Source organism: Silvania sp., assembly GCF_051656365.1.
Classification (GTDB): Bacteria; Pseudomonadota; Gammaproteobacteria; order Enterobacterales; family Enterobacteriaceae; genus Enterobacter; species Enterobacter hatchlandensis.
In genome coordinates, this window is record NZ_JBOGBT010000030.1 from 1 (window position 1) to 20,785 (window position 20,785).

Consider the following 20,785-nt stretch of genomic DNA (forward strand, 5'->3'; position numbering starts at 1 on the left):
GCGAGATGGCGCGTCTGCGCACCCTGCGCAACCGTCTGTGGGAAGGCGTGAAAGATATGGAAGAGGTCTACCTGAACGGCGACCTCGAGCAGGGCGCACCTAACATCCTCAACGTCAGCTTCAACTATGTTGAAGGCGAGTCGCTGATCATGGCGCTGAAAGACCTGGCCGTCTCTTCCGGTTCTGCGTGTACTTCCGCAAGCCTCGAGCCGTCCTACGTTCTGCGTGCCCTGGGCATGACTGACGAACTGGCACACAGCTCTATCCGTTTCTCTTTAGGTCGTTTTACTACCGATGAAGAGATTGACTACACCATCAATCTGGTTCGCAACTCCATTGGCCGTCTGCGTGACCTTTCTCCTCTGTGGGAAATGTTCAAAGAAGGCGTGGATCTGAACAGCATTGAATGGTCACATCACTAATCGGTTTGTAAGGAGAATTCAACATGGCATACAGCGAAAAAGTCATCGATCATTACGAAAATCCACGTAACGTGGGTTCTTTTGACAACAGCGACGTAAGCGTAGGCAGCGGCATGGTTGGCGCACCGGCGTGTGGCGACGTGATGAAGTTGCAGATTAAAGTCAACAATGAAGGTATCATTGAAGACGCCCGCTTCAAGACCTACGGTTGCGGTTCCGCAATCGCTTCCAGCTCCCTGGTCACCGAATGGGTGAAGGGCAAATCCCTGGACGAAGCGCAGGCCATCAAAAATACCGATATTGCTGATGAGCTCGAACTGCCGCCGGTTAAAATTCACTGCTCTATCCTGGCGGAAGATGCGATCAAAGCCGCAATTGCGGATTACAAAAGCAAACGTGACGCAAAATAATTAGTTGAGGTTGTTATGTCGATTACCCTTAGCGACAGCGCTGCCGCGCGAGTAAATGCCTTTATGGCAAACCGTGGCAAAGGATTTGGCCTGCGTCTTGGTGTGCGTACTTCCGGCTGTTCTGGTATGGCCTACGTACTGGAATTTGTTGACGAACCTGCGGCGGAAGATACCGTATTCGAAGACAAAGGCGTGAAGGTCGTGATCGATGGCAAGAGCCTGCAGTTCCTGAACGGCACCGAGCTGGACTTCGTAAAAGAAGGCCTCAACGAAGGGTTTAAATTTACGAACCCGAACGTAAAAGACGAGTGCGGTTGCGGCGAAAGCTTCCAGGTTTAATTGCGTATCACCTGTTAACCCCACCGCAGCCCGCCTGCGCGTGGGGTTTGCTTTAATCAGCTAACCCTGAGATTGTTATGGATTACTTCACCCTCTTTGGGTTACCCGCCGGGTATGAAATTGATATTCAGGCGCTGGCGACCCGTTTCCAGGATCTGCAACGTCAGTATCACCCGGATAAATTCGCCAGCGGTACGCAGGCGGATCAGCTGGCTGCGGTACAGCAGTCTGCGACCATCAATCAGGCGTGGCAAACCCTGCGCAATCCGCTGAGCCGGGCAGAATATCTGCTGTCGCGCCACGGTTTCGATCTCTCAAGTGAGCAGCACACCGTCCGCGATACCGCGTTCCTGATGGAACAGCTGGAACTGCGTGAAGAGCTGGATGAGATTGAACAGGCGAAGGACGACGTGCGTCTGGAGGGTTTTATCCAGCGTGTAAAAGGGATGTTCGATTCCCGCCATCAGCAGATGGTGACCCAATTGAATAACGAGACGTGGGACGTCGCTGCGGACACTGTGCGCAAGCTGCGTTTTCTCGATAAACTGCGAAGCAGTGCTGAACAACTCGAAGAAAAGCTGCTCGATTTTTAATTTCGGAAGCAATTATGGCCTTATTACAAATTAGTGAGCCTGGCTTAAGTGCCGCACCGCACCAGCGTCGTCTGGCGGTGGGCATCGACTTAGGCACCACCAACTCGCTGGTCGCGACCGTGCGTAGCGGGCAGGCTGAAACGCTGGCCGACGCCGACGGTCAGCACCTGCTGCCGTCCGTGGTCCACTATCAGCCGCAGGGCCACAGCGTGGGCTATCACGCCCGCGCCAATGCCGCGCAGGATCCGGTCAACACCATCAGCTCGGTAAAACGGATGATGGGCCGCTCGCTGGCGGACATCCAGAACCGTTATCCACACCTGCCGTATCAACTGCAGGCAAGCGAAAACGGCCTGCCGATGATCGCCACCGCTGCCGGGCTGTTAAACCCGATCCGCATCTCTGCCGATATTCTGAAAGCGCTGGCGGCTCGTGCCACCTCTACGCTGGAAGGCGAACTCGACGGCGTGGTGATCACCGTTCCGGCCTATTTCGATGATGCACAGCGTCAGGGCACCAAAGACGCGGCGCGTCTGGCGGGCCTGCACGTGCTGCGCCTGCTGAACGAACCCACTGCTGCCGCCATTGCCTATGGGCTGGACTCCGGCAAAGAAGGTGTGATCGCGGTCTTCGACCTCGGCGGCGGCACCTTTGATATTTCGATCCTGCGCTTAAGCCGTGGGGTGTTTGAAGTGCTGGCGACCGGCGGTGACTCCGCCCTCGGCGGCGACGATTTTGACCATCTGCTGGCAGATTATATCTGCGAACAGGCCGGGATCAGCGGCAGCCGGGATGCACGCCTGCAGCGCGAGCTGCTGGATGCCGCCGTGGCCGCCAAAATCGCCCTCAGCGATGCGCAGTCCGTCAGCGTGACGGTTGCGGGTTGGCAGGGCGACATCACCCGTGCACAGTTTAATGACCTGATTGCCCCCCTGGTTAAACGCACCCTGCTGGCCTGCCGCCGCGCATTGAAAGATGCGGGCGTCGAGGCACAAGAGGTGCTGGAAGTGGTGATGGTTGGCGGTTCAACCCGCGTTCCGCTGGTGCGTGAACGGGTGGGCGACTTCTTTGGTCGCACGCCGCTGACCGCTATCGATCCGGATAAAGTAGTCGCCATTGGTGCCGCTATCCAGGCGGATATTCTGGTCGGCAACAAGCCGGACAGCGACATGCTGCTGCTCGATGTTATCCCGCTCTCGCTGGGGCTGGAAACCATGGGCGGGCTGGTCGAGAAGGTGATTCCGCGTAACACCACCATTCCGGTGGCGCGCGCGCAGGAGTTCACCACCTTCAAAGACGGTCAGACGGCGATGTCTATCCACGTGCTGCAGGGCGAGCGGGAACTGGTGCAGGACTGCCGTTCGCTGGCGCGTTTTGCGCTGCGCGGGATCCCGGCGCTGCCTGCGGGCGGGGCGCATATTCGCGTCACCTTCCAGGTGGATGCGGACGGTTTGCTGAGCGTCACGGCAATGGAAAAATCAACCGGTGTCGAATCTTCCATCCAGGTCAAACCGTCCTACGGTCTGACCGATGGCGAAATCGCCACCATGCTCCAGGATTCAATGAGCTACGCCGCGCAGGACGTGAAGGCGCGTATGCTGGCTGAACAGAAAGTCGAAGCGGCTCGCGTGCTGGAAAGTCTGCATAGCGCGCTCGCTGCCGATGCCGCGCTGTTAAGCGCCGCTGAACGTCAGGCCATTGACGACGCCATCGCGCAACTGCGCGCGGTAGCGGACGGCGATGACGCTGACGCCATAGAACAAGCGATTAAAAACGTTGATAAACAAACCCAGGAGTTTGCCGCTCGCCGTATGGACCAGTCGGTTCGCACTGCGCTGAAAGGCCACTCCGTGGACGAGGTTTAATATGCCAAAGATTGTTTTTCTGCCACATGCGGACCTCTGTCCGGATGGCGCAGTTCTGGAAGCTGAGACCGGCGAAACCATCCTTAACGTTGCCCTGCGTAACGGTATCGAAGTGGAACACGCCTGTGAAAAATCCTGTGCCTGCACAACCTGCCACTGCATCGTCCGCGAAGGGTTCGACTCTTTAGTGGAGAGCACGGAAGATGAAGACGACATGCTGGATAAAGCATGGGGTCTGGAGCCGGAAAGTCGTCTGAGCTGTCAGGCACTCGTCACCGATGAAGATCTGGTGATCGAACTTCCGCGTTACACCCTCAACCACGCACGCGAGCATTGATATGGGACTGAAGTGGACAGACAGCCGTGAAATCGGCGAGGCGCTGTACGACGCCAATCCGGATCTCGATCCGAAAACCGTACGGTTCACCGATATGCATCAGTGGATTTGCGATCTGGAAGAGTTTGATGATGATCCCAACGCCTCCAATGAAAAAGTTCTGGAGGCGATTCTGCTAGTCTGGTTAGATGAAGCAGAATAGATAATGTAACGGGCTGCCTTCGGCGGCCCGTTTGCTTGTTGCTAATAAGGATAAATAAAATGACCGAAGCGATGAAGATTACGCTCTCTACTCAGCCTGCGGATGCGCGCTGGGGTGAAAAAGCCACCTACAGCATTAATAACGACGGCATAACCCTGCACCTGAACGGCAGCGACGATATCGGTTTGATTCAGCGTGCGGCGCGTAAAATCGACGGTTTAGGCATTAAGCATGTGTTGCTCGACGGAGAAGGCTGGAACACCGACACCAGCTGGGCGTTCTGGGCCGGTTACAAAGGCCCGAAAGGCACACGCAAAGTTGAGTGGGCCGATTTGGACGCAGACGCGAAGAAAGAGCTGGAAAGCCGTCTGAAAATTATCGACTGGGTGCGCGACACCATTAACGCTTCGGCAGAAGAGTTAGGCCCGGAGCAGCTGGCCCAGCGCGCGGTGGATCTGCTGAATGGCGTGGGCGGTGAGAAAGTCTCTTACCGCATCACTAAAGGCGAAGATCTGCGTGAACAGAACTATATGGGTCTGCATACCGTGGGTCGCGGTTCCGAGCGTCCGCCGGTTCTGCTGGCGCTGGATTACAACCCAACCGGCGACAAGCAGGCTCCGGTTTACGCCTGCCTGGTCGGGAAGGGCATCACCTTCGATACCGGCGGCTACAGCCTGAAGCAGAGCGCCTTTATGGATTCGATGAAATCTGACATGGGCGGCGCGGCCACCATTACCGGCGCGCTGGCGTTTGCTATTACCCGCGGCCTGAACAAGCGCGTGAAGCTGTACCTGTGCTGTGCGGACAACATGGTCAGCGGCAACGCCTTCAAGCTGGGCGACATCATTCGCTACCGCAACGGTAAAAACGTTGAAGTGATGAATACCGACGCCGAAGGCCGTCTGGTGCTGGCCGATGGCCTGATCGACGCTTCTGCGCAGAAGCCTGAGCTGATTATCGACATGGCAACTCTGACCGGCGCCGCGAAAACTGCGCTGGGCAACGACTATCATGCGCTGTTCAGCTTCGACGACAAGCTGGCCGCTAAACTGATGGCCAGCGCGGCAGCAGAAAACGAGCCGTTCTGGCGTCTGCCGCTGGCCGAGTTCCACCGCAGCCAGCTGCCGTCTAACTTTGCCGAACTGAACAATACCGCTCCCGCCACCTATCCGGCAGGGGCCAGCACGGCTGCCGGCTTCCTGTCGCATTTCGTTGAGAACTACCGCGAAGGCTGGCTGCATATCGACTGTTCCGCAACCTACCGCAAGTCTGCCGTTGAACAGTGGTCAGCTGGCGCAACCGGTTTGGGCGTGCGCACTATTGCCAATCTGTTGACGGCTGAGTAACTGTATCCCCTTACCCCAGAGGGTGTTTGAGTTCCCTCTCCCCTTTGGGGAGAGGGTTAGGGTGAGGGGTAAAATGCAACATCTGGAATTGTTATGTCAGAAACCAAAAACGAATTAGAAACCCTGCTGGAGAAAGCGGCGACCGAGCCCGCCCATCGTCCGGCATTTTTCCGCACCCTGCTGGAGTCCACCGTCTGGGTGCCAGGCACCGCCGCCGAGGGCGAGCAGGTTGTGGATGACAGCGCGCTGGATCTGCTGCACTGGGAAAAAGATGACGGTACCTCGGTGATCCCGTTCTTCTCCTCGCTGGAGGCCCTGCAGGAAGCCGTTGAAGATGAACAGGCCTTCGTGGTGATGCCTGTGCGCACGCTGTTTGAAATGACGCTGGGCGAGACTCTGTTTCTGAATGCGAAGCTGCCGACCGGTAAAGAGTTCACCCCGCGTGAAATCAGCCATCTGATCGGTGAGGAGGGCAATCCCCTAAGCACCCAGGAGGTGCTGGAGGGCGGGGCGTCACTGCTGCTGTCGGAAGTGGCCGAACCCCCGGCGCAGATGATCGACTCCCTGACTCAGCTTTTCAAAACCATCAAGCCCGTGAAGCGCGCGTTTCTGTGCTCGATCAAAGAGCAGGCTGACGAACAGCCGGTGCTGCTGATTGGCATCGAGGCGGATGGCGAGATCGACGAGATTATTCAGGCGGCGGGCAGCGTGGCAACCGACACCCTGCCGGGCGATGAGCCGATTGATATCTGCCGGGTGATTAAAGGCGAGAAGGGCGTCAGCCACTTTCTTACTGAGCACATCGCGCCGTTCTATGAACGTCGCTGGGGTGGCTTCCTGCGCGATTTCAAAAACAACCGCATTATCTGATGCTGACGGGGTGACTCTTCACCCCGTCGCTTCCAGCAGCAGTAAATCCATCAGCAACACCAGGTTCGACTCAAACGATGTCACCCCGGCGGCTTCGGCAGCGAAATGCACCGCTTCGTCGTACAGGGCAAAATGCAGATCCGCCATCCCCGCCAGCGTATTGGCCGAGGCGCGGGTAAACGCCACTACCGTCATCCCCACGTTCTTCGCGATGCGCGCCTTATCCAGCACCTGTTCCGTTTCGCCGCGGCGCGAGACCGCAATAAACACCTGATAGCGCGAAGCGTTGCTGAGAAAAATATTGCGGCTGTCGCCGGGACCAGAGATAAACGCCGTCTTGCCCAGCACCTGCAATTTCTTCGTCAGATACTCAGCGAACAGATAGGAAAAGCCCGCCCCATAGAGAAAAAAGTGCTCTTTTTCACGCAGCAGATCGGCAAAGCGGCGGCGTTTTTCCGCCGTCGCCCACTGCAGGGTTTGCTGATAGTTGGCGATAAACTGGTTGAACAGTGCGGGTAACTCGGCGGACGGGCTGGCTTCGGCGGCAATGTGCGGCGTATCGCTCAGCAGCTGCTTACAGTGCCAGGTGAACTCGCTAAAGCCGCTGAACCCCAGCTTGCGGCACAGGCGCATGATAGTGGCGGTGGAGACAAACGTGGCCTGCGCCAGCTCCCGCACCGTGATGTTGCCCACCAGCAGCGGATGCTCGGTCAGATGCGCCAGCACGCGATACTCCGCGCGGGTCAGGGACTCCCCGCGCGTCAGCAAGGTCGCCAGACGGTTATCCATTAACGCGCCGGTTCAATCGGCAGATCGTCGCGTGCGCCCCATTCACTCCATGCTCCGTCGTACAGCGTCACGTCGGTTTTGCCGAGCGTCGCCAGCGCCAGAATCACCACGCAGGCGGTTACGCCAGAGCCGCAGCTGGCAATGGTCGGCTGGTGCAGATCCACGCCCTGACGGTCGAAAATCTCGCGCAGTTCGTCGGCGGTTTTCAGCTCGCCGTCAAACACCAGATCCCCCCAGGGGACGTTACGCGCACCGGGAATATGGCCACGCTTCAGACCTGGGCGCGGCTCGTCGGCCTCGGCGTTAAAGCGCGGGGCAGGGCGGGCGTCGATAATTTGCGCGGTCTTTTCATGGCTGGCCAGCAGCACGTCGGTCAGGCGTTTGATCGCGCTGGCGTCGATGCCTGGGTCAAAATCCCCTTCCGGTAGGTCAACATTCCCCTGCTGGAGCGGCAGGTCGGCGCGCTGCCAGCCTGCCAGCCCGCCCGCCAGAATCGACACGTTTTCGACGCCGAAGGTTTTCAGCATCCACCACGCGCGCGGAGCGGAGAACAGATTGCCCTCATCGTAGACAACCAGATGTTTATCGCGGCTGATACCCAGCTCGCGCATTGCCACGGCAAACGACTCCGGGCGCGGCATCATGTGCGGCAGGGACGAGGTGTGATCGGAGAGGGCTTCGATATCAAAAAAAACCGCCCCCGGCAGATGCCCGGCGCGGTATTCAGCGGGTACGTCACGATGCTCCTGGCCTGGCGGCGCCATGCGCGCGTCAAGGAGTTGCACTTCAGGATCGTTAGCGTGCTCAATCAGCCAGTCGGCTGCGACAAAAAATGAGGTGGACATGGTTGCCTCCAGCAATGAAAACATTAATGGATTGTCGATGTTTTTTCTGACATCGACAAGCGAACCACGTCCAGGTCGCGAGCCTGCTTCTAATTTTTCGCTATTTCCCCCTCCTGCCAGGCTTTTTGCAGGGCGGGCCAGTAGTCGCGGTTGGCCTCAATCATCTCATCAAGAATAGCTTTGGCGTGTTCCATGGTCGGCACGGTGCGGTTGAGGGTGAAGGCCTGCAACGCTTTCTCGTAGCTGCCCTCAACGGTGGCTTCCACCAGCAGCTGTTCCGAAGCCAGCTGCTGCTGCAGCAGGGTCTGATGGAACAGCGGCACCTGACCGATACGCACCGGCTCCGGGCCAGCGCTTGTGATATACGCCGGGACTTCGACCATCGCGTCATACGGTAAATTGGTAATTGCCCCGCGGTTTTCGACCATTACCAGATGGCGCTGGCGCAGGTTGAAAGCCAGCGAGCGGGCTACGTCGACGATAAACTCTCCGTGGACGCCCACGTGGAACGCATCTGACAGAATTCCGGTCTTTTTATACTCTTCCGCTGCCGCGAACAGCTTCTTCTCGCGGCCGTTCATCACTTCATTGGCGCGGGTGTAGTCAGGATTTTGATGCTCCACAATCTGGTTCGGCATCAGGTAGTACTGAAGATACGGGTTCGGCAGGTACTCCGGGAAGTTATCCATGATGGGCTTGATGTTGCGCCAGGTCTTCACCCACGACGGATCCGAGTGCTGCGGATCGGTTTTGGCCGCATCTTCCGTCAGCAGGCCAAATTTGGCGATATGGCGACGCAGCTCCGGCAGGCGATCCACGCCGTCCACCAGCACGCGGGTAAACCAGCCGAAGTGGTTCAGACCGAAGTAATCCACCTCCAGCTTGTGGCGATCCACCCCGAGAATGGCCCCCATATTACGCATCGCCGCCACCGGCATATCGCAAATGTTCAGCACCCGGGCGTCAGGACGCAGGCGGCGCACGCCTTCTGCAACGATCGCGGCCGGGTTGGAGTAGTTAACAATCCACGCTTTCTCGTGCGCATAGCGGTCGACCATATCGATAAGCTCGACCATCGGCAGAATGGTGCGCAAGCCGTACGCCAGCCCGCCGGGGCCACAGGTTTCCTGACCGACTACGCCATGGCGCAGGGGGATCTTTTCATCCTGCTCGCGCATTTTGTACTGACCGACGCGCATCTGGGCGAAGACGAAATGGGCTCCGCTGAATGCGACTTCCGGGTCACCGGTGACGGTAAATTTGATGCTCTGGCTGTGATCGCGAATGACCTTTTCGACCACCGGCGCGATGGTGTTCTGCCGCGCTTCATCGATGTCGTAGAGGCGAATTTCTGCCAGCGGGAACTTGTCCAGCTGCACCATCAGACTTTTCACAATGCCCGGCGTATAGGTGCTGCCGCCACCGGCGATAGAGAGAATAAAGGGGGGTGTAAACATGTTTGTCTCCTTCAGAGAATCGTCTCAACGGCTTCTCGCATTTTTTTGACGTGCAGCCCGTAGACCACCTGAACGTTGTTACCTTGCTTGATAATGCCTTTCGCGCCCGTTGCTTTGAGCCGTGGCTCGTCGACGATCGCGACATCTTTGACCGTGACGCGCAGGCGGGTGTAGCAGTTATCCACCACCTCAATGTTGTCGCGTCCGCCGAGGCCGATAACGATCGCCTCGCCTAATCCGTCATTGCTGCCTTTCGCCTGGTACTCCTGCTTGCTGTACAGACGCGTCTCCTGATCATCCTCCTCGCGGCCCGGCGTTTTCATCCGGAAATGGAGGATCAGGAAGCGGAAGATGACGAAGTAGAGCGCTGACATGATCAGCCCGACCACGATGTACATCGGCCAGTTGGACTTTTCCGTGCCCAGCGGCAGGTTATAAAGAATGAAATCGATAATGCCGTTAGCGCCAATGGCGTGTACGCCCAGCAGGGAGAACAGCATCATGCCAATCCCGGTCAACACCGCATGCACCACAAACAGCAGCGGGGCGACGAACAGGAACGAGAACTCAATCGGCTCGGTGACGCCCACCAGCAGCGAGGTCAGCGCCGCTGGGATCAGAATCGCTTTGGCGGCGGCTTTACGCTCCGGTTTGGCGGTGACATACATCGCCAGTGCCGCCGCCGGCAGGCCAAACATTTTGCTGATGCCGCGCGCATCCCAGACCACGGTGCTGCTGAGCTGCTTCACGTCCGGGCAGGCCATCTCGGCAAAGTAGATATTGCGCGCGCCCTGGTAGGTTGCGCCGCAGACGTCCTGGGTACCGCCCAGTTCGGTATACAGGAACGGGGTATAGACCAGATGATGCAGACCGGTCGGCACCAGAATGCGCTCAAGGAAGCCGTAAATCGCCACCCCAAACGGCCCGGAGCCTTTAATGGCGAGGGCCATGGCGCTGATACCGTGCTGAGCAAACGGCCACAGCTCGCTCATTATCACGCCCAGCAGCATCGACACCGGCAGCATAATGATGGCGACAAAGCAGTGGCCCGAGTAGATTGCCATTGCCCCGTTAAACTGCACGCTGGAGTATTTGTTATACAGGTAGCCTGACAGCGCCCCGGTGAGGATCCCGGCGAACACGCCCATCTCCAGCACCTGCACGCCCAGCACCATGCTTTGCCCGGCGGCCTTCATCTGGTCTGCCGGGGCAAGCGCCCCCTGCAGCTGCAGGGTGACGTTCATGGCGTTGATAAACACCACAAAGGTCACCAGGCCAATCAGCGCGGCGTAACCTTTGTCACGCGTGGCAAGGCCAATAGGGATCCCCACGGCAAACACCAGCGCGAGGTTGACCAGCACAGAGACGGCAGATTTTGAAATCAGCAGCCCGATGCTCTGTATTACCGGATGACCGAGAAACGGCAGATAACCGGCAAGGTTGCCGTTACCCAACACGTTACCAAAGGCGATGAACAGACCGACAATCGGTAGAATCAGTACCGGTCCGTACAGGGATTTTCCAAAATTTTGTAGGGCGTTCACGGCTCGTTTCATGACGTTCTCTCTTAGTGAACCGCGCACTCAGGGTGCGTCTCAGCATTAAAATTAGCAGGTCAAGCGGCGACTTATCCAGCTATCTTATTGTTTTAAAAACAAATGACGTTAAAGGTAACATGTAACGTTCCAGGCTGTGATCCGGGTAACAGGGGCTGTCGCGCGTGACGCAGATGTTTGCGAGGTGCTTTCCAGAGTCTCACATTGGACTTTTGTTCTTTTGTATTAATGAACGTTGCGGATAATAATTACCCCGACGATGACCAACAGGCCCGTGAGGCCAGGGATACAGGATGAAACCGTTTCGCCTTGCCGCGCTTTCTTTAGCGCTGTTTACCACAATGGCACTTGTCGGCTGTGACAACAGCGACGACAAACCCCAATCAAAGGCGCCCGCTGCGGCTGCCGAACCCGCTGCCAAAAAGCCTGAAGCGACAAAACCGGACGACGCGACGCTGGCGAAACTGGCAGCGCTTAGCCAGGGCAAAGCGCTGACCCTGCTGGATGCCTCGGAAATCCAGCTCGACGGCGCCGCCGCGTTGGTGCTGACCTTCTCCGTGCCGCTCTATCCTGCGCAGGATTTTTCACGCACTGTGCATGTGGTAGACAAAAAAAGCGGCAAGGTCGATGGGGCATGGGAGCTGGCGCCAAACCTGAAAGAGCTGCGCCTGCGGCATCTGGAGCCGAACCGTAACCTGGTGGTGACCGTCGAGCGCGGCCTGCAGGGGCTGAACAAAAATACCTTTGGCATCGACTACGAAAAAACCATCACCACCCGCGACATCGAACCGAGCGTCGGGTTTGCCAGCCGCGGCTCGCTGCTGCCGGGCAAGGTGGTCGAAGGGCTGCCGGTGATGGCGCTCAACGTCAATAACGTCGATGTGAATTTCTACCGCGTTAAACCCGAGTCGCTGGCGGCGTTCGTCAGCCAGTGGGAGTACCGCAGTTCCCTTACCAACTGGGAATCCGACAATCTGCTGAAGCTGGCGGAGCTGGTGTATACCGGACGTTTCGATCTTAACCCGGCGCGCAATACCCGCGAAAAACTGCTCCTGCCGCTGCGGGATATCAAGCCGCTGCAGCAGGCGGGGGTTTATATCGCGGTGATGAATCAGGCCGGGCATTACAACTACAGCAATGCCGCCACGCTGTTTACCCTCAGCGATATTGGTCTGTCTGCGCACCGCTACCATAACCGGCTGGATGTCTTTACCCAGAGCCTGGAAAACGGCGCGGCGCAGTCGGCCATCGAAGTGATGCTGCTCAACGATAAAGGGCAGACCCTGGCGCAGGCCACCAGCGACGCAGACGGTCACGCCACGCTGCAGACCGACAAAGAAGCGGCGCTGCTGCTGGCCCGCAAGGACGGGCAGACCACGCTGCTGGACCTTACCCTGCCGGCGCTGGATCTGGCGGAGTTTGCTATTAGCGGTGCGCCAGGCTTCAGCATGCAGTTCTTTATGTTTGGCCCGCGCGATCTCTATCGCCCGGGCGAAACGGTGATCCTCAACGGACTGCTGCGCGACAGCGATGGCAAACCGCTGGCGGATCAGCCGGTCAAGCTGGAGGTGCTGCGCCCGGACGGGCAGGTGGCGCGTACGGTGGTCAGCCAGCCGGACAACGGCCTCTATCGCTTCAACTATCAGCTTGAGAGCGGGGCGCAAACGGGCATGTGGCACGTTCGCGCCAGCACCGGCGATAACCAGCAGCGGCTGTGGGATTTCCATGTCGAAGACTTTATGCCGGAGCGCATGGCGCTCAATCTTGCCGCGCAAAAAGCACCCATTGCGCCTGCGGATAACGTCGCTTTCGACGTGACCGGCTACTACCTGTACGGCGCGCCCGCTAACGGCAACAGTCTGCAGGGGCAGCTGTTCCTGCGCCCGCTGCGCGAGGCCGTGGCCGCGCTGCCGGGCTTCCAGTTCGGTGATATCGCCGAGGAGAATCTGAGCCGCAGCCTGGATGAAGTGCAGCTGACGCTCAACGAAGAGGGACGCGGGCAAATCACGACCGAAAGCCAGTGGAAAGAGGTCCACTCCCCGCTGCAGGTGATTTTGCAGGCCAGCCTGCTCGAGTCGGGCGGACGTCCTATTACCCGCCGGGTGGAGCAGGCAGTATGGCCAGCAGCTACGCTGCCGGGTATCCGGGCGCAGTTCGCCAGCAAATCGGTGTATGACTACCGCACCGATACCACCGTTAACCAGCCGATTGTTGAAGAGAACAGTCAGGCGGGGTTCGATATCGTCTACGCCGATGCGAAAGGGGCGAAAAAAGCGGTGTCGGATCTGCAGGTGCGCCTGATCCGCGAGCGCCGCGACTACGCGTGGAACTGGTCAGAGAGCGACGGCTGGCAGTCGCAGTTTGATCAAAAAGATCTGGTCGAAGGTGAGCAGATCCTGAATCTGGCCGCGGACGAGACCGGCAAAGTGAGCTTCCCTGTTGAGTGGGGCTCTTATCGTCTGGAGGTCAAAGCCCCGAACGAGACGGTCAGCAGCCTGCGCTTCTGGGCCGGTTATAGCTGGCAGGATAACAGCGACGGCACGGGCGCGGCCCGCCCGGATCGCGTCACGATGAAGCTGGATAAGCCGACCTATCAGCCGGGGGACACCATCAAGCTGCACATTGCCGCCCCGGCGGCAGGGAAAGGCTATGCGATGATCGAATCCAGCGAAGGACCGCTGTGGTGGAAAGAGATCGACGTCCCGGCAGAAGGGCTGGAGATGACTATCCCGGTGGATAAAGCCTGGAAGCGTCACGACCTTTACCTCTCCACGCTGGTGGTACGCCCGGGAGACAAATCCAAATCGGCAACGCCAAAACGCGCGGTGGGCTTACTGCACCTGCCGATGGGGGATGAAAACCGCCGTCTGAATCTGGCGCTGGAAAACCCGCCAAAAATGCGACCTAACCAGACGCTGACCGTCAAAGTGAAAGCCAGCGTGAAAGAGGGCGCTGCACCGCAAAAAGTGAATGTGCTGGTGTCGGCGGTGGACAGCGGGGTGTTGAACATTACTGACTATGTGACGCCCGATCCGTGGCAGGCATTCTTCGGCCAGAAGCGCTACGGCGCGGATATCTACGATATTTACGGCCAGGTGATTGAAGGCCAGGGCCGACTGGCGTCGCTGCGCTTTGGCGGCGATGGCGATGAACTTAAACGCGGCGGCAAGCCGCCGGTGAATCATGTCACCATTATCGCGCAACAGGCGCAGCCGGTGACGCTGAATGCCAACGGCGAAGGCACCGTCTCGTTACCGATTGGTGACTTCAACGGTGAGCTGCGCCTGATGGCACAGGCCTGGACAGAGGACGATTTTGGCAGCAGTGAAAGCAAAATTATTGTCGCCGCGCCGGTCATCACCGAGCTGAATGCCCCGCGCTTCCTGGCAAGCGGTGATAACGCCAGGCTGACGCTGGATCTGACCAACCTTACCGACCAGCCGCAAACCCTGAATGTGGCCCTGACTGCCGGGGGCAATCTGGCACTGGAGGGGGCGCAGCCGCAGCCGGTGAAGCTGGCGGCGGGCGAGCGCAGTACGCTGTTTATTCCGGTGCGCGCGCTGGACGGCTACGGCGAGGGTGAAATTGCCGCCCAGGTCAGCGGCCTTACGCTGCCGGGGGAAACCTTTGCACCGCTGCAGAAGAGCTGGAAAATTGGCGTGCGTCCGGCGTTCCCGGCACAGACCGTGAACACCGGCACGATGCTCAATCCGGGCGAAAGCTGGCATGCGCCCGCGCAGCACATCGCTGATTTCTCACCGGCGACGCTGCAGGGGCAGCTGCTGCTAAGCGGCAAGCCGCCGCTCAACCTGGCCCGCTATATTCGTGAACTGCAGGCCTACCCGTATGGCTGCCTGGAGCAAACCGCCAGCGGCCTGTTCCCGTCGCTCTATACCAACGCCGCGCAGCTGGCTGCCCTTGGCATTAAAGGCGACAGCGACGACAAGCGCCGGGCGGCGGTGGAGATCGGCATCTCCCGCCTGCTGCAGATGCAGCGCAGCGACGGTGGATTTGCCCTGTGGGATAAAAACGGTCCGGAAGAGTACTGGCTGACCGCCTACGTTACCGATTTCCTGGTACGTGCGGGGGAGCAAGGTTACAGCGTGCCTGCTGAAGCCATTAACAATGCCAATACCCGTCTGCTGCGCTACCTGCAGGATCCTGGCATGATTTCCGTTCGTTACAGCGAAGAGACGCAGGCCAGCAAGTTTGCCGTACAGGCGTATGCCGCGCTGGTGCTGGCGCGTCAGCAAAAAGCACCTCTGGGTGCGCTGCGCGAGATCTGGGAGCGACACGGCCAGGCCAAATCCGGCCTGCCGGTGATGCAGCTGGGGCTGGCGCTGAAGCTGATGGGCGATGCGCCGCGCAGCCAGCAGGCGCTGGATCTGGCGATCAAAACTCCGCGCAGCGAGTCGCAAGGCTGGATGGCCGATTACGGCAGCCCGCTTCGCGACAACGCGCTGATGCTCAGCCTGCTGGAAGAGAACAAGCTGCTGCCGGATGCGCAAAACACGCTGCTGAACACTCTGTCGCAACAGGCATTCAGCCAGCGCTGGTTATCAACCCAGGAGAGCAATGCCCTGTTCCTCGCGGGCCGTTCCCTGCAGACCCTTTCCGGGGCGTGGCAGGCGACGACCAGCCTCTCGGACGGTGGGCTGCGCGGTGACAAACCGCAGGTGCAAAACCTGAATGCCGACCAGTTGGCCGCCCTGGAGGTGACCAATAGTGGCTCCGCGCCGCTGTGGGTGCGCCTCGACAGCAGCGGATACCCACAATCCGCGCCGCAGCCCGCCTCCAGTGTGCTGAAAATCGACCGCCAGTTCCTCGCAACCGACGGCAGCAGCAGGTCGCTCTCCTCGCTGAAGAGCGGCGAGCTGGTGCTGGTCTGGCTGGAGGTGTCGGCCAGCCAGAACGTGCCGGATGCGCTGGTGGTGGATCTGCTGCCTGCCGGACTGGAGCTGGAAAACCAGAACCTCGCCAGCAGCAGCGCCAGCCTGCTGGAGAGCGGGGCTGAAGTGCAGAACCTGCTCAACCAGATGCAGCAGGCGGATATCCAGCATATGGAGTTCCGCGACGATCGCTTTGTGGCCGCCGTGCCGGTGAACGAAGGCCAGCCGGTGACGCTGGTGTATCTGGCGCGCGCCGTTACGCCGGGAACCTACAGGGTCCCGGTGCCGATGGTGGAATCGATGTACGTTCCGCAGTGGCGGGCAACAGGTGCGGCCAGCGACCCGTTGATTGTCGTGCCGTAACGTGTGGGGTTTACGTCTGATGCGCGCCCGCTGGCTGTGGCTGGTGGGCGCGCTGCTTATGCTAGGGGGAATGGTGGTCGCGGCCGATCGCCTGTGGCCGCTGCCGTTGCAGGAGGTCAATCCCGCTCGGGTGGTGGTGGATGAAAACGGTACCCCGCTGTGGCGATTTGCCGACCGGGAGGGCATCTGGCGCTATCCGGTCACCATCGAAGAGGTCTCTCCTCGCTATCTTGAGGCGTTGATTCAGTACGAAGATCGCTGGTTCTGGCAACATCCCGGGGTGAACCCGTTCTCCGTGCTGCGCGCCGCCTGGCAGGATCTGCGCGCCGGCAAGGTGATTTCTGGCGGCAGTACCCTCACCATGCAGGTGGCTCGCCTGCTGGATCCCCATCCCCGCACGCTTGGCGGCAAAGTGCGTCAGCTCTGGCGGGCGGCACAGCTGGAATGGCATCTGTCCAAACGCGAGATCCTCACCCTCTATCTCAACCGTGCCCCGTTTGGCGGCACTTTACAGGGGGTAGGGGCGGCAAGCTGGGTCTATCTGGGCAAAGCGCCCGCGCAGCTAAGTTACTCCGAAGCCGCGCTGCTGGCCGTCCTGCCGCAGGCCCCGAGTCGCCTGCGACCGGATCGCTGGGCGCAGCGTGCAGAAGCGGCGCGTAATAAAGTTCTCGACAGGATGGCCTCCCAGGGCGTCTGGGAAGCAAGCCAGGTCCGCGAGTCACGGGAAGAGCCGGTCTGGCTGGCACCCCGGCAAATGCCGCAGCTGGCACCGCTGTTTTCGCGCATGATGCTGGGGAAAAGCCGGGACAGCAAAGTGGTTACTACCCTGGATGCCACCCTGCAGCGTCAGCTCGAGGAGCTGGCCCTCAACTGGAAGTCACGTTTAGCCCCGCGCAGCTCGCTGGCGATGATCGTCGTGGATCACACCAACATGACAGTGCGCGGCTGGGTCGGATCCGTCGACATTCATGACGACACCCGGTTCAGCCATGTGGATATGATTGCCGCGATCCGATCCCCGGGATCGGTGCTGAAGCCGTTTATCTATGGCCTGGCGATGGATGACGGGCTGATCCACCCGGCATCGCTGCTGCAGGATGTGCCCCGGCGGACGGGCGATTACCGTCCCGGCAACTTCGACAGCGGTTTTCACGGGCCAGTCGGCATGAGCGAAGCGCTGGTGCGCTCGCTGAACCTGCCTGCCGTTCAGGTGCTGGAGGCCTACGGGCCGAAAAAATTTGCCGGTATGCTGCGTAACGCTGGCCTCCCGCTGCTGCTTCCGCCGGGTGCCCAGCCAAATCTCTCACTGATTTTGGGCGGAGCCGGGGCACGTCTGGAGGATATCGCTGCCGCCTACAGCGCCTTCGCCCGTCACGGTAAAGCGGGCAAGCTGCGCCTGCAGCCCGATGACCCGCTGCTTGAACGCCCGCTGCTGTCGCCGGGCGCGGCGTGGATTATTCGTCGTATTCTGGCGAATGAGGGGCAACCGCTGCCGGACAGCGCGCTGACGCAGGTGGTACCGTTGGCGATCAAAACCGGTACCAGCTATGGCTATCGTGATGCCTGGGCGATAGGGCTGAATGCGCGCTACGTGATTGGCATCTGGACCGGCAGGCCTGACGGCACCCCGGTGGCCGGGCAGTTTGGCTTTGCCAGCGCCGTACCGCTGCTCAATCAGGTGAACAACCTGCTGCAGTCGCGCTCGGCGGTGGACGAGGCGCGTCTGCCTCGCGATCCGCGCCCGGCATCCGTGGGGCGCGGCGTGATTTGCTGGCCGGGCGGGCAATCGCTGCCGGAAGGGGCTACCAACTGCCGCAGGCGGCTCGCGCCCTGGCTGCTGGACGGCCGCCAGCCGCCGACCTTACTGCTGCCGGAGCAGGAGGGCATTCGCGGCATTCGCTTTCCCGTCTGGCTGGATAACGCCGGTCAACGTGTCGCCCCCGACTGCCCGGCGGCGAAAGAGACCACCGTCGAGGTCTGGCCGCTGCCGCTGGAGCCGTGGCTGCCGCAGGCGGAAAGGCGGGGGGCACGGATCCCGACCGCGTCCCAGGTCTGTCCGCCGCTGAGTCAGGCTTTCCCGGCGCCGCTGATTCTCTCGGGGATTCGGGAAGGGGCGGTTATCAGGCGTCTGCCGGGTGAATCACAAGTGTCCTTACCCCTGATCGCCAGCGGCAGCGACGGCGTGCGCTGGTGGTTTCTCAATGGCGAACCACTGAACGGGCAGGGACGCGCATTTACGCTGCGGCTCGACAGGGCAGGGGAGTATCAACTGCTGGTTATGGATGAGGCGGGACAGGTGGCAACGGTGAACTTTTTGCTGCAATAGCCCGTTGGAATAAGAGAAAACACGATCCAGCGCCGATCTGTTGTTAATAATCGTCTTATTTTAAAAAAATGTTACATACATCCATAGGCAATGGCGGGAATGCTCATTATAATCCGCGCCATATTTCGCAGTTATGCAAAACAACAGAACAAATCACAGAGGTTATCATGGCTATTGAACGTACTTTTTCCATCATCAAACCAAACGCGGTGGCAAAAAACGTTATTGGCAGCATCTTTGCTCGCTTTGAAGCGGCAGGGTTCCAGATTGTCGGCACCAAAATGTTGCATCTGACCGTTGAGCAGGCGCGCGGTTTCTATGCTGAACACGACGGTCGTCCTTTCTTTGATGGCCTGGTTGAGTTCATGACCTCTGGCCCAATCGTGGTATCCGTTCTGGAAGGCGAAAACGCCGTTCAGCGTCACCGCGATCTGCTGGGTGCAACCAACCCGGCTAACGCCCTGGCGGGTACCCTGCGCGCTGACTATGCAGACAGCTTCACCGAGAACGGCACCCACGGTTCTGATTCCCTGGAATCTGCTGCCCGCGAAATCGCTTTCTTCTTCGCTGAAGGCGAAGTGTGTGCCCGTAAGCGCTAATCGCGCGGGTTTACACTTTATTTCGTAAATGCCACGTGCAGACGTGGCATCCCTGCGCCAGACTTTGTACAATGCAACGCCCCGGATGAGCCAACTGCTTTCCGGGGCGTTTCTTTTTAACCCTCCAGGGGCCATAACGTGTAACAACGAGGCCGGAATCTATTATGTCTGAATTAGTAAACACCTCCGAAGTCGTCATTCCTGTCGTTGCGAATAAAAACGGTAAAATCAACCTGCTGGATCTGAACCGTCAGCAGATGCGCGAGTTCTTCCTCGAAATGGGTGAGAAGCCGTTTCGTGCCGATCAGGTGATGAAATGGATGTATCACTATTGCAGCGATGACTTTGATGACATGACTGACATCAACAAAGTCCTGCGCAATAAGCTGAAAGAAGTGGCTGAAATTCGCGCCCCGGAAGTGGTGGAAGAGCAGCGTTCAAGCGACGGCACTATCAAATGGGCGATTGCCGTGGGCGATCAGCGCGTTGAAACCGTCTATATCCCGGAAGAAGACCGCGCCACGCTGTGCGTCTCCTCTCAGGTAGGTTGTGCGCTGGAGTGTAAATTCTGCTCGACGGCGCAGCAGGGCTTTAACCGTAACCTGCGTGTGTCGGAAATTATCGGCCAGGTCTGGCGCGCGGCGAAAATCGTCGGTGCAGCGAAAGTGACCGGCACCCGTCCGATCACCAACGTGGTAATGATGGGGATGGGCGAACCGCTGCTGAACCTGACGAACGTAGTACCGGCGATGGAAATCATGCTGGATGACTTCGGTTTTGGTCTCTCCAAACGCCGCGTGACCCTGTCCACCTCGGGCGTTGTCCCTGCGCTGGATAAGCTGGGCGACATGATTGACGTGGCGCTGGCGATCTCTCTGCATGCACCGAATGATGCGATCCGTGATGAAATCGTGCCAATCAACAAGAAGTACAATATCGAGACTTTCCTGAACTCGGTGCGGGGCTACATTTCGAAGTCCAACGCCAATCAGGGTCGCGTCACCATTGAGTACGTCATGCTGGATCATATTAATGACGGCACCGATCATGCGCATGAGCTGGCCGCACTGTTAAAAGATACGCCGTGTAAGATCAACCTGATCCCATGGAACCCGTTCCCGGGCGCGCCGTATGGCCGTAGCTCTAACAGCCGTATCGATCGCTTCTCCAAGGTGCTGATGGATTATGGATTTACCACCATCGTACGTAAAACCCGCGGCGACGACATTGATGCCGCCTGTGGTCAGCTGGCGGGCGAGGTTATCGACCGTACCAAGCGTACGTTGCGTAAGCGTATGCAGGGTGAGACGATCGACGTCAAGACCGTGTGATTTTTATGCGGCCGCGGGGCGTTATCCGCACCCTGGCCGCTGATTACACGAATAAAAAGTCAAAGCACTGTGCTATGAATAATAATTACGGTGCGTTTTTTATGACTTTAAGGCAGTATGTAGCGACGCAACAACAGTTTAGCCTCACTGATGAGCCGGTTCTGTCAAACGAAAAGCTGACAGTTTTGAGCTGCTTTACTAAGGTTAACTGACCAGAAGTTTCGCGGTGCAGGCGCATTGTGATTC

17 protein-coding genes are annotated in these 20,785 nt (G+C 59.0%); 13 read left to right on the top strand and 4 right to left on the bottom strand.

Going from position 1 to position 20,785, the window contains the following annotated elements:
• From ACRDD5_RS05485 to sseB, 9 genes are all read left to right on the top strand, one after another.
• Nucleotides 1–422: aminotransferase class V-fold PLP-dependent enzyme (locus ACRDD5_RS05485; protein WP_438676142.1), on the top strand; the 422-nt coding region annotated here is incomplete at its 5' end.
• 23 nt (nucleotides 423–445) lie between these two features.
• A complete protein-coding gene (gene iscU, locus ACRDD5_RS05490; protein WP_271280996.1) occupies nucleotides 446–832 on the top strand; it encodes a Fe-S cluster assembly scaffold IscU in 387 nt (128 codons plus the stop codon).
• A 15-nt stretch (nucleotides 833–847) separates the two neighbouring features.
• Complete coding sequence (gene iscA / locus ACRDD5_RS05495) at nucleotides 848–1,171, top strand: iron-sulfur cluster assembly protein IscA (protein ID WP_271269039.1); 324 nt, start codon at nucleotides 848–850, stop codon at nucleotides 1,169–1,171.
• A 77-nt stretch (nucleotides 1,172–1,248) separates the two neighbouring features.
• Complete coding sequence (gene hscB / locus ACRDD5_RS05500) at nucleotides 1,249–1,764, top strand: co-chaperone HscB (protein ID WP_271280997.1); 516 nt, start codon at nucleotides 1,249–1,251, stop codon at nucleotides 1,762–1,764.
• A gap of 14 nt (nucleotides 1,765–1,778) precedes the next feature.
• The gene (gene hscA / locus ACRDD5_RS05505; RefSeq protein WP_271280998.1) at nucleotides 1,779–3,629 is read left to right on the top strand and encodes a Fe-S protein assembly chaperone HscA; all 1,851 of its coding nucleotides are present in this window, start codon (nucleotides 1,779–1,781) and stop codon (nucleotides 3,627–3,629) included.
• Between the two features lies 1 nt (nucleotide 3,630).
• On the top strand, nucleotides 3,631–3,966 hold the full coding sequence (gene fdx / locus ACRDD5_RS05510; protein WP_271269036.1) for an ISC system 2Fe-2S type ferredoxin: 336 nt from the start codon (nucleotides 3,631–3,633) through the stop codon (nucleotides 3,964–3,966).
• A 1-nt stretch (nucleotide 3,967) separates the two neighbouring features.
• Nucleotides 3,968–4,168, top strand: a complete 201-nt coding sequence (gene iscX / locus ACRDD5_RS05515) for a Fe-S cluster assembly protein IscX (protein WP_106994595.1) — start codon at nucleotides 3,968–3,970, stop codon at nucleotides 4,166–4,168.
• Between the two features lie 59 nt (nucleotides 4,169–4,227).
• Nucleotides 4,228–5,514 carry an aminopeptidase PepB gene (pepB, locus tag ACRDD5_RS05520; protein ID WP_438676143.1) on the top strand — a complete coding sequence of 429 codons (1,287 nt, stop codon included), beginning with the start codon at nucleotides 4,228–4,230 and terminating at the stop codon, nucleotides 5,512–5,514.
• A gap of 93 nt (nucleotides 5,515–5,607) precedes the next feature.
• Nucleotides 5,608–6,384, top strand: coding sequence for an enhanced serine sensitivity protein SseB (gene sseB, locus ACRDD5_RS05525; RefSeq protein ID WP_438676144.1), 777 nt, complete (start codon nucleotides 5,608–5,610; stop codon nucleotides 6,382–6,384).
• An 18-nt stretch (nucleotides 6,385–6,402) separates the two neighbouring features.
• Here the strand turns inward: sseB and ACRDD5_RS05530 are convergent, their stop codons facing one another.
• The 4 genes from ACRDD5_RS05530 to ACRDD5_RS05545 form a co-directional block, all read right to left on the bottom strand.
• Complete coding sequence (locus ACRDD5_RS05530) at nucleotides 6,403–7,173, bottom strand: MurR/RpiR family transcriptional regulator (RefSeq protein WP_438676145.1); 771 nt, start codon at nucleotides 7,171–7,173, stop codon at nucleotides 6,403–6,405.
• Entirely contained in the window at nucleotides 7,173–8,018 is an 846-nt protein-coding gene (sseA, locus tag ACRDD5_RS05535) for a 3-mercaptopyruvate sulfurtransferase (RefSeq protein WP_271281002.1), read from the bottom strand. Before sseA ends, ACRDD5_RS05530 begins: the two co-directional genes overlap by 1 nt.
• A gap of 89 nt (nucleotides 8,019–8,107) precedes the next feature.
• Nucleotides 8,108–9,475 (bottom strand): 6-phospho-alpha-glucosidase, encoded by a 1,368-nt coding sequence (locus ACRDD5_RS05540; protein WP_271281003.1) that lies wholly within the window; start codon nucleotides 9,473–9,475, stop codon nucleotides 8,108–8,110.
• 11 nt (nucleotides 9,476–9,486) lie between these two features.
• Nucleotides 9,487–11,031 (bottom strand): PTS transporter subunit EIIC, encoded by a 1,545-nt coding sequence (locus tag ACRDD5_RS05545; protein WP_271281004.1) that lies wholly within the window; start codon nucleotides 11,029–11,031, stop codon nucleotides 9,487–9,489.
• A gap of 293 nt (nucleotides 11,032–11,324) precedes the next feature.
• On the opposite strand from ACRDD5_RS05545, the gene ACRDD5_RS05550 reads away from it, so the two are divergent.
• The 4 genes from ACRDD5_RS05550 (at nucleotide 11,325) to ACRDD5_RS05565 (ending at nucleotide 20,539) form a co-directional block, all read left to right on the top strand.
• Nucleotides 11,325–16,283, top strand: coding sequence for an alpha-2-macroglobulin family protein (locus tag ACRDD5_RS05550; RefSeq protein ID WP_438676146.1), 4,959 nt, complete (start codon nucleotides 11,325–11,327; stop codon nucleotides 16,281–16,283).
• A 19-nt stretch (nucleotides 16,284–16,302) separates the two neighbouring features.
• The gene (gene pbpC, locus ACRDD5_RS05555) at nucleotides 16,303–18,609 is read left to right on the top strand and encodes a peptidoglycan glycosyltransferase PbpC (RefSeq protein ID WP_438676147.1); all 2,307 of its coding nucleotides are present in this window, start codon (nucleotides 16,303–16,305) and stop codon (nucleotides 18,607–18,609) included.
• Between the two features lie 167 nt (nucleotides 18,610–18,776).
• A complete protein-coding gene (ndk, locus tag ACRDD5_RS05560; RefSeq protein WP_271269027.1) occupies nucleotides 18,777–19,208 on the top strand; it encodes a nucleoside-diphosphate kinase in 432 nt (143 codons plus the stop codon).
• 164 nt (nucleotides 19,209–19,372) lie between these two features.
• Complete coding sequence (locus tag ACRDD5_RS05565; protein ID WP_271281006.1) at nucleotides 19,373–20,539, top strand: bifunctional tRNA (adenosine(37)-C2)-methyltransferase TrmG/ribosomal RNA large subunit methyltransferase RlmN; 1,167 nt, start codon at nucleotides 19,373–19,375, stop codon at nucleotides 20,537–20,539.
• The last annotated feature ends 246 nt before the right edge of the window (nucleotides 20,540–20,785 follow it).